The sequence below is a fragment of the Paenibacillus sp. J22FR83 genome (assembly GCF_059691955.1).
This window is the reverse complement of the sequence record NZ_JCAUAM010000018.1, coordinates 142,279-156,019: the sequence shown is the minus strand read 5'-3', so window position 1 is coordinate 156,019 and position 13,741 is coordinate 142,279. Positions and strand designations below refer to the sequence as shown.

Genomic DNA, 13,741 nt, shown 5'->3' with positions numbered 1-13,741 from the left:
AATAACTTTCCAAACTCTCGACTCGTATTTACCAAGGTAACGTCATCGTCGTTTGTATTCGTTACTTATAACGCTTTTGCGCTAAAGTTGCGACTGCCCGTCGCACAAAAATGTTGTTCACAAAAGTGAACAACTACTAACGAACTCTATTTTCCACTAACACACTTTATTTTCCTTGATCATCTGTGTATTTAAGAGCTTCTACATACTGAGAGTAAAAAGCCCTTAACTTTCTGTTTTACATTTTTTCAAGAACATACTCTTTTGGTATATCTAAAGATGCAGCGTGTGTCGGCATGGTCTACAAGGGGCTTTGTTGTGTCAGTTACAACTGTTTGTAGCATCAAATTCACGATAACAACCCACATCCATACTATTGCTAATATAGCAAGGAGGGAAAACAATAAAATATGTACGCAGCCGTGCTGCTCGCGAAATATTTTTGTTTCGCCGACGAAGTGCAGTCAGCCAATTCAACGAAATTCCCTCCCCCCTAATTGTAAGGTTCAGTTGTAAGCCACCATCCCGATTTTTTTCTCCATACTCTTGGCGTAAAGCCCGTGTACTTCTTAAATGTCTTGATAAAATAGCTGACATTATCAAAGCCGATCTGGAGGGCAATATCCAGAACTGATAAATCGGTGTACTTCAACAGGTTGGAGGCCATCCGTATCCGATAGCGGTTGACGTAAGTCACAGGGGATTCCCCTGATATCTGCTTAAAAAATTTATAAAAATGATCCACGCTGATCCCCGCAACCCCTGCAAGGTCTTCTATAGTAATGTGGCTGTTATATCGTTCCTGTATATATGCAATGGTTTTTTGAAACCTGTCCAGCTTTTCATTGAGCAAACATTTCTGCCCGTTATGGGTAAGAAATGCTTTGTTTGCAATGATTTCAGCCATAATGGAGAATAAACTGGATTTAATTTTCCATTCGTATCCGAAGGGCTGTTGCTGGAGCGATTCCACGATGCGAACTATTTCGGATATCACCTTCGATTGCCAACCGGGTACATTCTGAATATAGGAGGGGAATTTATACTGTCCGCAAAGGAACGGATCGAGATATTTGCTTTGGCAGGCGTCCGGCTCATGACTGCACAACATGTCGAGTTTGAAAATGATTCCGAACATGCGGCAATGCTCCCCGTTCTCGCAATAACCGCTATGGATCTCTTTACCGTTGATGATGACGGCATCTCCCGCACAGACGCGAATGAGTTTGGTATCGATCTCCATTACGATACTTCCCTCTATGACATAATTGAATTCAAATTCATCATGGTAATGGCAGTACACGAGCCGGTCCGAATCATGCATCACATTTCGGGAGTCGTTGTAGGAGATCCGCACCGGAAAATCAGGCTTTTCCGACGGTCCTTCATAAACCAGTGCTTTAGTTTTTTTCATTTTATCCCTCTTTTAACAGAATGGTAGGATTATTGTATATTATAATGTGAGATTTAAATCCATTATCAACATTATACTTACATTGCAGTTATGTTAACATGCAGTAATATTGGATTTATTAATAGAGAGGTTGAAGATAATGAGCTATTTGGATATGTATGTGGATAACCAGTTCGTAAAGGAAAATGTCTTTTTGAAGATGGCAGCGGAAAAGGAGGATCTACCGATTTTTGAGAATGTGAAGGAGGTTTTGCCTGAACCCTTTTGGGAAGGCCATGATGTTGCCATTTCCTGCTATTGGAAGGCTTGGGAGCTGGCTTTTAAAAATCTAAAAAAACCGATGCCCGAAAATGGGTTCGTGACGAACTACATTGACACCGCCTTTAACAACTGCCTATTTATGTGGGATTCCAGTTTTATCTTGCTCTTTGCGAGATACGGAAAGCATGCATTTGATTTTCAAAAGACCTTAGACAACCTGTATGCCAAGCAGCACAGGGACGGTTTTATCTGCCGGGAGATCAACGAGATCGACGGCAAGGACCGGTTTCACCGATTTGACGTGGTCAGCACAGGACCGAATATCCTGCCTTTTACGGAGTGGGAATATTATTTGAATTACGGGGAAAAGGAGCGCTTGGAAAAGGTGTTTCCTGTATTGGCCGCTTATCACTTGTGGTTGAAGGAATTTAGAACCTGGAGTGACGGAAGCTATTGGTCCTCTGGTTGGGGCTGCGGCATGGACAACACCCCCCGGTTGGAAAAGAATTACCACGAATCCTTTTCCCACGGGCACATGGTCTGGGTAGATGCCTGCATCCAGCAGATTCTAAGCGCGAAATTGCTCGTTAAGATGAGCGACGTCATCGGCAGAAGACCGGAGATGCAGGAGTTCGAGGAAGAAATTGCCTTACTTTCAGATTTCGTGAACCGTAAGCTATGGGATCCCGACAGTGCCTTTTACTACGATCTCTGGAAAAGCGGGGAGCTGAACCATGTCAAGTCCATCGGGGCCTACTGGGCTTTGCACGCCGATATCGTGCCGGATGATCAAATGGTCAGGTTCATCTCCCATCTGGTCAACGAAAACGAGTTTAATCGTCCCCATCCGATCCCAACTCTATCCGCCGATCATCCTGAGTATAAAGAGGATGGCGGCTACTGGAGAGGCGGAGTTTGGGCGCCAACCAATTATATGGTACTGAAAGGCCTTCATAAAAACGGGGATGACGCTTTGGCTCATGAGATTGCAATAAAGCATTTAGACTATGTCTTGAAGGTTTATGAGACCACAGGTACTCTTTGGGAGAACTATTCCCCTGAGAAAGCGGCTCCCGGAAACCCTGCCATGCCGCATTTCGTCGGATGGTCCGGGCTTCCGCCAGTCGCCGTTCTTTTCGAATATGTTTTCGGCCTGAAACCGGATGTGCCCAATGATACCCTTGAATGGGATGTAAGGCTTCTGGATGCCCATGGTATTTCCAGATACCCCTACGGAAACAACGGTATCCTTCAGCTCCGCTGTGAGAAGAGAACTTCTCCGAAGGAAAAGCCGGTAATCATTGCGGAATCCAATGTTCCTGTCACCCTTGTCGTAAAATGGGACGGCGGGAAAGAAACTTTGATGCTAATTTGATATCGATTCAACGACACAAAAAGAAGCCCCAAGAGAGTTACTGACATTAGGCACGCTGCCCTAAGTAAATTATCTAACGCCAAACGGCAATACATTAACTTTCAGCACAATGAGCGCATCGCTGAATCCCTTGGTATTACGGATATTCGTGAATATTATTGACCTAGTTTATACGGATGATGAATAATCATATGGATTTGAGTTACATTTCTCTAAAACTATCTCCACTCATACTCTCTGAGTGGTTTTTTGTGTTTTAACAAAACAGCAGCGGACAAAAAGAAACCTTTTAACTTTCGAGGTGTCGCTCTTGGTAATCCTTTAGTGTTTAGTAACGTCGAGGATGTTTTTAAGTCCATCGACCGTTGGATTCCCAACTTGCTAGCTTCATTTAAATTATCTCAAGAAGAACATGAAGAGGCATTCTGGTGTGCGTAGAGCTCATCTACTCATCAATTTTGCTAAGAAAACTGTTGGTTTTAAGTAAGCAACACATGCTTTCAAACTCCATCTAGAGCAACTCCTTGAGGAGCATGACTTAGCCACTAAACAACTGCAGAGGATCGAAAAAGAAGCCAAAGACGTTGTTGAACGTATTCCCTATTCAGACAAAATCTTTGCCGTTACTGGAATAAGTTCAATTGCTCTAGCTGGTGTTTTAGGAGAGGCAGGGGATCTTATTTCTCCCAATTTTCCATTCTTCATCGAAATCTACAGGATGAAATCCTGCGAATACGCGAGCTTGTGCGTGAGGAAATCAAATTATTCCGAGGGAGCTTAATGCCCGCGGCCAGTCTACAACTTTATTGGAAATTATCAAGATAAAAATCAAAAAACTATGATAGCTCAATACCCTTATGGTGAAATCCTATCCCACTCAGCTTCTAAGATACTGAATACTAAGGAATCGCGCCATCCATCTTTGATTAATAGTGCGTCCCTCAATCTTCCTTCTTGTGTCATACCTAATTTTGTAAGAACTTTAGCAGAGCCAATATTTCTAGGGTCACACGTTGCATAAATTCTATGAAGCTGAAATTCCTTAAAGCCGAAGTCTACTAATAATTTTGAAACTTCAGTAGCTATACCTTTACCCCAATAATCAGGATGTACGATGTAGCCGATCTCGCCACTTTTATTTGTTTCACTTCTTATATTAAATTCTCCCGCACCAATCATAACTTCCGTACTTTGCTCGATAATCGCAAAAACAAAACGTGTTCTAGGTATTTTTTTAGAGTCTATTATAATTTGATTAACAAATGCTTGAGTCTGTTCTTCATTGTTGGGTCCCCAAGGTTGGAAACGACAAACGATATCCTGCGATGCATATTTATGTACATCTAGCCAGTCGGAAAAATTGAATTCACGTAAATATATTTTATCACCTATAAGGGCACTCATTAATCCATTATCTCCTTCACAAAGACAGTTGAGGGTGATTATCTTTCATTCAACAAAAGCGTCTAGTAATCCCCCGCTTATATAACGAATCAGGGAGCTTAACGAGTACAGATCTTTTATGACTTATATTATGAATTAGTTGTTGAAGCTCTTGCTGTATATCGCCATGAAATAAACCTCCATGATAGCAAATAATCTGCTCATGTCGTAATCGAGCAATCGCTGTACCGAGTGGATTGCCTCATCCAGATCCAGTGTGTGTTGAGTATTAGCGATGGCGAGCTTACCTTCATCCGGCAATGCATTTAACGTTGATTCCGCCTGTTCAAGTCGCAACGACTTTTTCGCCCCTTCAATGTAAGGCGCTTCCAGCTCGTGTGCGATGATTTGGATGTGTGGGTACAACTGCTTCAAAGCAGCGAGCGATCCAATATGGTCCATATCGTGTAATCGAACCGAGAGTAACGTTGTGCTGGTTAGCCGCTTCTTCAAGAAGAGAAATAAAATTGGAATATCCGCAATCAATAAGAATTATATCGCACTCATCTTGAAGAAGGATCGGGGTATTGACCTGTTTTTGTCTGTTATACTCAAATTCGATTTCGAGTAGATGATAAATACTCATGCATATACCTATTGATGAAACAAACGATTGACATAACTTATTATAATTAAATGTTCCCAATTTAGATAATATCATTGCAGTGGCTTTTAGTAATTGCTTGCTTCTAATTACTCTCCTTCTGTTTTGAACAAAGAGTTCTGGGCTTTGCTCTGAATAAAATCAAGCCACTGATTAATAAAGTCACTCCTATTGTTTTTTGAATCATAAAAGGGACCCTATCTAGTCCGAACCAACCTACGGAATCCCACCATAATGCACATAATAGCTGAGATGCCATGACGATCGAAATTGCGTAGCTTGGTCCCAACAGTTTTACCCCTCTTACTACGCAAGTTACAACACCAATCCCCAGTAAACCGCTAAACCAGAACCATGTTTGCATAGGTTTCAACGAAAAAAAAACGACTCCGTCAAACATTAATCCCATACTAATAGAAGCAAGGAATCCCATGCCAAGCACTAGAGCCGTCGTAGAATGAGATCTCACAGCTTCATTAACTTTTCTGTTGAACATCGTTTGAACACTTATTAAGGAGCCTGCCGCCAAAGCCATCAAAATGCCCCAAATCATGATTTACTATCCCCATTCTCGTAAATATTTCGGCCAGCTACATTGATTAGACCCTTTCGATCTTTCACGATAAGTGTTCCTCTGCTCCGCTCAACCAGTCCTGATTGACTGAACTCCTGAAGGAGCCGGTTCAAATGTCGGTAACTTGTACCGATTAGATTCGCTGTATCTTTTAAGTTTGCAATGCTTACACCTGAATATGCTTCCATCACGTCTTTCGTTGAAATAGACAGAAGATAGCTGGCGAGCCTGACTTCTACTGGATATAGAAGATTATAACTAAGCGATAGCGATTTTAAGTAGAATTTTTGGGTGATCATGTCAAGCAAAAATCGTAGAAATGACACTTCATTTTCATATTGGCTTAACCAACGTTTATGAACGCTGATCGTCTCTACAGGGGTCACAGCTGTTACTGTATTGAGATTTTCTTTCTCTCTCAAACATTCTATTTCCCCAATTACACCCAACGGGATAGTAAAATTAATTAGTAATGTTTTTCCATCCATTGAGGTTGTATACACTTTTACCTTTCCTTTCACAAGAAAATGTATATACTGGGGTTCTTCGCCTTGGAGGCAAAGTGCTTCATCCGACTCAAAACGAAATAGGGCTAGATGTTGTCGTAATGCCTCAGGCAAAACATTTCCCAAGTCAAACTGACTGAGATATTGATTGACTCGATTCGTGTCCACGATCTCTTTCATAGAAAATCACCACCTTTATATCAGGTATTCTGTACATTATTAAGTTAAAAATAAGATCCCAATAACCATTATCCCGACACCGATCCATTGTAATGGTCTCAAGCGAAGTGGGACTGAGCCAAACCAACCAATTTTCTCCAATATCAAAGTTACAATGATTTGCGAAATCAGAACTGCCGAAACAGTTAAAGCTGCACCATTTCGGTGAAACGCCGTTATGTTACTATACAGAATAAAAGCTGCGAAAGCCCGACCAAATAGGTATACTGGCTTCACCTGCTTAAGATTCCTCCATGACTTATCCCCAACCAACCAAACGAGTATTAATGCTGCTATAAATCCAGTACCCTGAGTAAGAGTAGCCGCCTGCCATGTTCCAATTCTATCGCCGATATTCGCATTAGCTGCGCCTTGTAAAGTCAGGAAAGCGCCGCCTAAACAAGCATATAAAGCCCCTTTCATCTCTAATATTCCTCCCTTCATCTTCATGTTTTCAATTTAACGATAAGTCAGGATACGGTAAAGGACATATGTCCCATTTACACATTCCACAGCTAATCTATAATTCAATTTAATATCTACATCGAGAAGGTGGTTTGTCATTTTGATCTGATGTTATCCATTGTCAATATGTGCTTTTTATAAGTTGATTGCTTAAGTACCCCAAATTACGCTTTCTTTCTTTCTTTCTTTCTTTCTTTCTTTCTTATGTTTGACATCAATAAAAGCCTACCACAACCGAATATGCCACAGGAGCATTCAATATATTTTGGTTACTTCCATGATCACTTCAACTGTTAGTTTAATTTAATTCTATTTTTTGAAAAAACTCACATCTTTTACGCAAGATAGTAGAAAACCATCCAAGCATTAGATCTAATGATTCTAGATTATTCCAATGTTCATAACTTTCCTAAAATTAGTTTCGCTTAACGATACACAACCTCGAATAAAGAAGTGTTCGTTATCCATCATGCATAACACTTCACTTAATTCAAACCTTTTACCCGTTCCTCGGGCGTAAAAATCGGTCCAGGGCAGGTTATTATCTCCAAGGCAATTCCATACCCGATCCCTTTGCTTACACCTGTAACGACAGCTACCTAGCCTGTTAGATCACACTGCAGATAAATCCATCGTCGTTCACCTCTCTTATTTGTACAAAAGTTTCTTCATCTCCGCTTCGATCGCATGCACGGCCTCTTCAGCCGATTGTTGCCCGGACAGGAACTGATGGATTTCTTTTTGCATGATGGAAGAGAGTTTAGGGTAAATGGGAGATACCGGTAGGGCTACGGAGTTGCTCATGCCTGCCAAAAATCCTGGTTCTGTAAAAAACGGAATTTGCGTCTGAATATCTTTATCTCCATACAGCTTCATCAGGGTTGGCGGCGATCCGGCTATCAGTGCCTGCAATTTTTGGCCTTCCATTCCGGTAATGAACTTCACAAACTCCCAAGCCGCTTCGGGATGCTTCGAGTCTTTATTGATCGCTGTCATAAAGCCGCCAAGCGTAGCCGCCGAGCGAGCATCGCCTCTTGGCAAAGGAGCTATGCCAACCTTGCCGGCAATTTTCGATCTGGATGTATCCTGAGCGATGACATAATTGCAAGGCCAGTTTCGGTTGAACACGACGGAGCCTTCGAGAAAATCGTGCTCACTTTCCGGTTCCATATACCTAAGAATGTCCTCGGGAACAAAATCGGAGCTTACGATTTCTTTCATCACCTTGAGACCTTTAATCGTTTCCGGACTATTGATCATGATATTTCCTTGTCTGTCAACAATTCGTCCTCCATAAGCGGCTATAAATTCAACAGCGTTGCATATCAAGCCTTCGTACTTCGCGGCCTGCAGCACGTATCCATACTTCATGTCCGCTTGTTCTTTCAGCGCCTTCGCTTGCACGATTAATTCCTCCCACGTCTCCGGCGGCGAGGTGACAATATCTGTCCGGTAAAACAGATGTCCTATTTCCTGATAACGTGGAATTCCCCATTGCTTGCCGTTATACACCGCGGCTTCAAGGGCTCCGGCGCTGTGCTCATCCATATTCAAGCCATCTCTGCGGATGAGATCGTCAAGCGGCAGGAGATACCCTTCTACAGCAAAGCCTGCAGGCCAGATGACATTGATGTCCATCACGTCAATTTCGGAGGAGCCGACCGTGAACATCGCCATATACTGCTCATGCACCTCATCCGGCGCCGCAGGCATCGCCTTGAAATTCACTTTAATATGCGGATGAAGCTTCTCAAAGGCTTCGACCAATTTCAATGTCGCGCCATCCTTTGTGTTTGAATACGTAATTTCAATTTTGTCAACTGCATGTTCAGACATGGAAATCCGCTCCCTTTTAGAACTCAATTTATTGGTATCGTTTTCCCGAATTGAAGGAAAATAATCCATAATCGGCCTGAATAGTATCAATTTTGTACCAAATTCATTCGAGTAGAGGATGAATATCGTCGAATTTTAGGAAAACGTTTTCCTTTTTTAAGTCAACTATATCGCCAATCCACTCTAATGTCAACGGGCGGGGGAGGGATCGATTCCTTCTGCAAGATTTCAAAAAAAATACACGTTTCATGAAATAAACGTGCATTCCAACCTCTCATTCAGATTGCCTTGACACTGTCCCTTATGACCAGGTGATGGGGCAAATCCGTATGTTGTACCGTCATTGTATCGTCTTTCATCCCTTTGATCAGTTGGCGCATGGCCGTCATCCCGATATCCTCTGCCGAGTATTTGACGGTGGACAGCTTTGGGGAAATGATGGAAGCCATTTCAATATCGTCAAATCCAAAGACTGAAATATCATCCGGCACTTTGATTCCACGCTCGTTTAAATACTTGATCGCGCCTATGGCAATACGGTCAGCCGCGCAAAACACGGCCGTCGGCACCGAGCCATTTTCCATAATTTTCCTCATACATCGTTCCCCTTCGTGCAAGGACAATTCGCTCTCAATCACCCATTCCTCCCGCAATGGAATGGAAGCGTCAACCAATGCTTGCTGAAAGCCTTGAAACCGGTGCTTGCCCACAACGGTATCTCCCTCAGCTCCTCGAATCATGCCGATATCTCGATGCCCGTTCTTGATCAAATAAGTAACTGCTTCATAGGCAGCAGTCACATTATCAATATGAACGGAAGGAACCGACACCATTTCAGAAACATTGCCGATCACGATACATGGAATATTGACTCTTTTTAACGTCTCAATATGCTCCTCTTTCAACGTACATAGAATAATGCCATCTGCTCTCATTTCCTGATAAAAATTAAAATAATGAAGCTCCGTGGATAGCTTCCCCGAAGTCAGGCTGAGCATGATATCATATCCGTACATTTGCGCAACGACTTGAATACCGTTAATTAATTCATCAAGAACCGTATTTTTGATTTCCGGTACAATCACACCAATGAGCAACCTTTCCTTCTTAACAAGACTTCTTGCATTCGCATTGGGCAAAAAGCCGGTCTGCTCAATGACCGCCATAATCCGCTGGCGGACTTCCTCTTTGACAGGCTTGCTGTTATTCAGCACTCTGGAAACCGTAGATATAGAGACCCCGGCCATAGAAGCAATATCCTTGATCGTTAATGCCAAGCAGCTCTCCTCCTTCGTCTACGGCGGCAATAATATCCCTTATTCGCCTGTCACTTAAACTGACATTTGAAGGCAGTTTAAAGAATTCATCGACCCTAATAAGTTGTGCGCGAAGCACCGTTATGCAACTCTTGTAACTATTAGCAATCTATTGGACACAAAATATAATGGTATATATCGGTAAATTTATATACTAACCGGAAGTAAACTGAAAAGAATACTATTCACTATTCAATTTAACTTTTTACATGAGGAGATGCAAGTATGAAATACTCAATTAAAGATTATTTCCTACTTGCAGTAAAGATCATTATTTTATTCATTAGTTTATATGGTCTCACATATGGTTTGGCTACCTTACCAATCGGTTCTTTAACATCCTTTTTAAAACCTGGTGTCACAACCATTTCACCCTGTGTAATACTAAGCACCACCTAGTTCCTGCTCTATTTGTTCTCCAAATGCCTGGAACGCTGCCGCCATCCTTATCCGTTCCACGCAAAATTACGGCTGAAATATCTGTTTTTTGTGCAAAATTAAGTTTTAATTTAAAATGTCCTTTCTTCACCAAAGCACTCCCTGAAGTAATTCCATTTAACATTGCTGAACATGTAATTGCCACTAACGCTATTTATCCGTTCCAACAGGCGAGTGAAGGAGTTGACCTATTTAAATATATAAATGGGCCATATAGAAACACATTCTACATGGCCCTTCTAAATACTTATTCAATTGGGCTATTGAGAACACGTTTAAAGGCTTAAATAATTGATAAGCTTCGCTTACCCCAACCAACCCCAAATACATATAAATTCTGGCGTGTATGAGAAGTCGGCAATACGGTGCCAACATTCTCTTTTAAGGTTGAATATACTCCAAGTGCAGCAGAGGGAAAGGATTGCCTGAAGAATCAAGCTCAGATCTTCCAATTTGAACAAAACCAAGTCGTTTATAGAAGCTGTGTGCTCCATCATTCTGCTCGTTAACATCAACTCTGAGATTCGCTCCCTTTAGTGCTTATACATGCTTTATTAACCGACGGCCTGTCCCCCTCCCATGATGTTCAGGATCTACGAATAACATTTCGATTTTTGATCCGTCCATCCCAATAAAGCCAATTGGTTCTTGATCTTCGTTTAATTCAATCCAAATCTCTACCTCTCTCAAAGCACCATTTCGTACGATCTGATCGTAGAATTCAATTTCAGCGTTAGTCAGGAAAGTATGGGTTTGGACAACAGCTCGGTACCAAATACTCACTAATTTGTCATGATATTGTGTCTGATACGGTACGATTACCTTTAACACTTTACAGCCTCCAATATTAGTGTTTTATAAATCAGACGATTTAAGACGTATATTTACGAATAAGTTGTCGCAGCGCATGCTTTACGTCGCCATCAAATAAACCCCCATGATAACAAATTAACTTTTCAATATCATAATCTAGCAATCGTTGGACAGAGCGGATGGCCTCATCCAAATCCAATGTGAATTGAGGATTTGCGATATTGAGCTTCCCCTCTTCGATTACGACAGCATCACCCGCAATCAGCGTTCTGCAGGCAGGAAGAAACAACGAAATATGGCCCGGCATATGCCCTGGCGTGTGAATAATGTCGATGCCACCGCACCAAGGAAGCCGCTCATCATTGGAAACAGTCCGATCAACAGGAACTGACTCAATCGATTGTATTAAGCGAATAAACTGTTCCGCATGCGGTCTAGCTTCATCCGATAAATTGTTAAAGGTTGATTCAGCCTGTTCAAGCCGCAACGACTTTTTTGCCCCTTCAATGTAAGGTGCATCCAGTTCATGTGCGACAATCTCGATGTTTGGGTATTTCCGTTTTAATGCAGCTAGTGAACCGATGTGGTCCAAATCGTGATGCGTCACAATCAATTTTGAAATCGAATCGAATGTGACATCATGCCTTTTAACCGCTTCTTCAAGTAGAGGGATAAAATTTGGGTACCCGCAGTCGATAAGAATCGTATCGTAGTTACTTCGAATAATGGTCGGAGTGATGCTCTGTTTTTGTCCATTATTCTCGAACTCGATCTCTAGTAGATGAAAGTTAGTCATAGATACTCCCTTTTAAACATTATTTTAGTAGAGTAAGATACCTATTATATTTGCCAAGAACTACTTATCTTATTTTCAGCAACCCTTCTACTTAATGCTCTCTCAATATCACCTTAATGCCATTCTTAGGACGTAATGTCATTAGTGGCTCCATTTCGATCGGTAGCTGACCTGGCACTAAACGAACCCGATAACGCTGACCGATCATACACAAAGCGATCACCATCTCTAGCATTGCAAAATGGCTTCCGATGCAACCACGCGGCCCACCGCCGAAAGGAATATAAGCAAACTGCGGTATCCGTTTCACGAGATCATTCTCGAACCGTTCCGGAATAAAAGATAAAGGGTCTGGAAAATATTCAGGATTCTGGTGCATCGCGTAAGGACTAAATAGAATGGACTGCCCCTTCTTCACTGTAAAATGACTGATCTCAACGTCCGCTGTTGCAGAACGTCCCGTAAAAAAGCTCGGTGAACGTAATCGCATCGCCTCCCATAGTACGTTTTGCGTATAGGTAAGCTGCATATAATTCGCATCAGAGGGATCGTTTCCTCTTAGTACACGATCCCACTCCTCATAAAGTTTTAACTCTACCTCAGGTTGCTGCAAGATATATGAAAAAGCCCACGATAACGCGTTTGCCGAAGTTTCATGCCCCGCGATAAACATAATCATCAATTCGTCACGCAGCTCCCTATCACTCATAACGGCTCCATTTTCATCTTTGGCCGTAAGTAGTACAGAAAGAAGATCACCATTTCCTAGTTCAGGATTCAATCTTCTTTGCTGAATGATCGAATACACAGCAGAATCTAACGCTTGAAGCGCATCTTTGTAAGCTCGGTTTTTGGCGGTTGAAATGAACAGAGGTACCGCCATAAGCGAACGCATCCGTTCTGAACACATCTGATTAATTAACTCATAAGGCTCTCTGATTGCACGAGAATGATCATTTCCGTCTAAACTGAAAAGGGTTTTAGCAATAATTGAAAAAGTGATGTTTGATATATCATCCGTGAGCATACGTTCTTGATCTGATTTCCAAGTATCTAATTCACTTCGAACAATCTCTGCCATTTGCTTGGCATAAGTCTGAATATGCGCTCTTGTAAAATGCGGCTGCATGGTACGTCTCATCCGCTTATGCTTCTCACCCTCACTGGTCGCTAGCCCGTCTCCCACAAAAAGACGTGCCTCTTGAAAGCCTTTTAACTTAACAAAATGCTCTTGTTTTGTAATTAAGACCTCTTTTAGAAGCGCCGGGTCATAAATAACATACATGGTCTGAGGGCCAAATCTAATTTTAGCCACTCCACCGTAATCCTTTTGCAGTCCTGTTAAGAACCCGAGCGGATCATTCCGGTATGCCATCAAATTCCCGCCAAGCAAAGATCCCTTTGGTCCCTGGGGGGGCTGTAAATTCTCCATTGTTGCATTCATTAATAATTTCTCCTCATTTCATTTTATCTATATTTACACCATAAGGCAGTAACCCTCACTGGGCACATTTCGTAGTATACAGCCCAATAAAAAGGTTTACATTCTAGTATTTTGTTCAAAGTGTATGCATCAATCTTATATTACACGCTACGCCGAGTCGACGGACTATAAGTATCAATTTCATTAAATAATAAAACAGGTTTTGAAGGTTGTATGTCCATAATTTTTCATGAAAAA

General features: G+C 41.9%; 10 protein-coding genes and 3 pseudogenes. 2 read left to right on the top strand and 11 right to left on the bottom strand.

The window, feature by feature from the left end; all coding sequences use genetic code 11:
• Positions 1-493: 493 nt before the first annotated feature.
• Positions 494-1,414 (bottom strand): helix-turn-helix domain-containing protein, encoded by a 921-nt coding sequence (locus tag AC58PV_RS28100; RefSeq protein WP_497436025.1) that lies wholly within the window; start codon positions 1,412-1,414, stop codon positions 494-496.
• A 139-nt stretch (positions 1,415-1,553) separates the two neighbouring features.
• Between AC58PV_RS28100 and AC58PV_RS28095 the strand changes: the two genes are divergently transcribed.
• Together AC58PV_RS28095 and AC58PV_RS28090 are read left to right on the top strand one after the other, a co-directional pair.
• Entirely contained in the window at positions 1,554-3,050 is a 1,497-nt protein-coding gene (locus tag AC58PV_RS28095) for an MGH1-like glycoside hydrolase domain-containing protein (protein WP_497436024.1), read from the top strand.
• Between the two features lie 21 nt (positions 3,051-3,071).
• Positions 3,072-3,237 (top strand): annotated as a pseudogene (locus AC58PV_RS28090) (helix-turn-helix domain-containing protein); the annotation flags it as partial.
• Positions 3,238-3,905: 668 nt separating this feature from the next.
• On the opposite strand, the gene AC58PV_RS28085 reads toward AC58PV_RS28090, so the two are convergent.
• From AC58PV_RS28085 to AC58PV_RS28040, 10 genes and pseudogenes are all read right to left on the bottom strand, one after another.
• Entirely contained in the window at positions 3,906-4,454 is a 549-nt protein-coding gene (locus AC58PV_RS28085) for a GNAT family N-acetyltransferase (protein ID WP_497436022.1), read from the bottom strand.
• A gap of 49 nt (positions 4,455-4,503) precedes the next feature.
• Positions 4,504-5,079 (bottom strand): annotated as a pseudogene (locus tag AC58PV_RS28080) (MBL fold metallo-hydrolase).
• A 103-nt stretch (positions 5,080-5,182) separates the two neighbouring features.
• Entirely contained in the window at positions 5,183-5,650 is a 468-nt protein-coding gene (locus AC58PV_RS28075) for a DMT family transporter (protein WP_497436020.1), read from the bottom strand.
• Complete coding sequence (locus AC58PV_RS28070) at positions 5,647-6,357, bottom strand: Crp/Fnr family transcriptional regulator (protein ID WP_497436019.1); 711 nt, start codon at positions 6,355-6,357, stop codon at positions 5,647-5,649. Before AC58PV_RS28070 ends, AC58PV_RS28075 begins: the two co-directional genes overlap by 4 nt.
• 39 nt (positions 6,358-6,396) lie before the next feature.
• Complete coding sequence (locus AC58PV_RS28065) at positions 6,397-6,819, bottom strand: DMT family transporter (protein WP_497436018.1); 423 nt, start codon at positions 6,817-6,819, stop codon at positions 6,397-6,399.
• A gap of 690 nt (positions 6,820-7,509) precedes the next feature.
• Positions 7,510-8,697, bottom strand: a complete 1,188-nt coding sequence (locus tag AC58PV_RS28060) for an ABC transporter substrate-binding protein (RefSeq protein WP_497436017.1) — start codon at positions 8,695-8,697, stop codon at positions 7,510-7,512.
• Positions 8,698-8,975: 278 nt separating this feature from the next.
• Positions 8,976-9,974: a LacI family DNA-binding transcriptional regulator gene (locus AC58PV_RS28055; protein WP_497436015.1), complete on the bottom strand. Its 999-nt coding sequence runs from the start codon at positions 9,972-9,974 to the stop codon at positions 8,976-8,978.
• 858 nt (positions 9,975-10,832) lie between these two features.
• Positions 10,833-11,282 (bottom strand): annotated as a pseudogene (locus AC58PV_RS28050) (acetyltransferase).
• Positions 11,283-11,322: 40 nt separating this feature from the next.
• A complete protein-coding gene (locus tag AC58PV_RS28045) occupies positions 11,323-12,060 on the bottom strand; it encodes an MBL fold metallo-hydrolase (RefSeq protein ID WP_497436014.1) in 738 nt (245 codons plus the stop codon).
• Positions 12,061-12,151: 91 nt separating this feature from the next.
• Entirely contained in the window at positions 12,152-13,504 is a 1,353-nt protein-coding gene (locus AC58PV_RS28040) for a cytochrome P450 (protein WP_497436013.1), read from the bottom strand.
• Positions 13,505-13,741: the final 237 nt, after the last annotated feature.

Excerpts from the sequence above, each read along its gene's own strand:
- AC58PV_RS28100 (WP_497436025.1), bottom strand. The coding sequence starts at position 1,414 with ATGAAAAAAACTAAAGCACTGGTTTATGAAGGACCGTCGGAAAAGCCT.
- AC58PV_RS28095 (WP_497436024.1), top strand. The coding sequence starts at position 1,554 with ATGAGCTATTTGGATATGTATGTGGATAACCAGTTCGTAAAGGAAAAT.
- AC58PV_RS28085 (WP_497436022.1), bottom strand. The coding sequence starts at position 4,454 with ATGAGTGCCCTTATAGGTGATAAAATATATTTACGTGAATTCAATTTT.
- AC58PV_RS28075 (WP_497436020.1), bottom strand. The coding sequence starts at position 5,650 with ATGATTTGGGGCATTTTGATGGCTTTGGCGGCAGGCTCCTTAATAAGT.
- AC58PV_RS28070 (WP_497436019.1), bottom strand. The coding sequence starts at position 6,357 with ATGAAAGAGATCGTGGACACGAATCGAGTCAATCAATATCTCAGTCAG.
- AC58PV_RS28065 (WP_497436018.1), bottom strand. The coding sequence starts at position 6,819 with ATGAAAGGGGCTTTATATGCTTGTTTAGGCGGCGCTTTCCTGACTTTA.
- AC58PV_RS28060 (WP_497436017.1), bottom strand. The coding sequence starts at position 8,697 with ATGTCTGAACATGCAGTTGACAAAATTGAAATTACGTATTCAAACACA.
- AC58PV_RS28045 (WP_497436014.1), bottom strand. The coding sequence starts at position 12,060 with ATGACTAACTTTCATCTACTAGAGATCGAGTTCGAGAATAATGGACAA.
- AC58PV_RS28040 (WP_497436013.1), bottom strand. The coding sequence starts at position 13,504 with ATGAATGCAACAATGGAGAATTTACAGCCCCCCCAGGGACCAAAGGGA.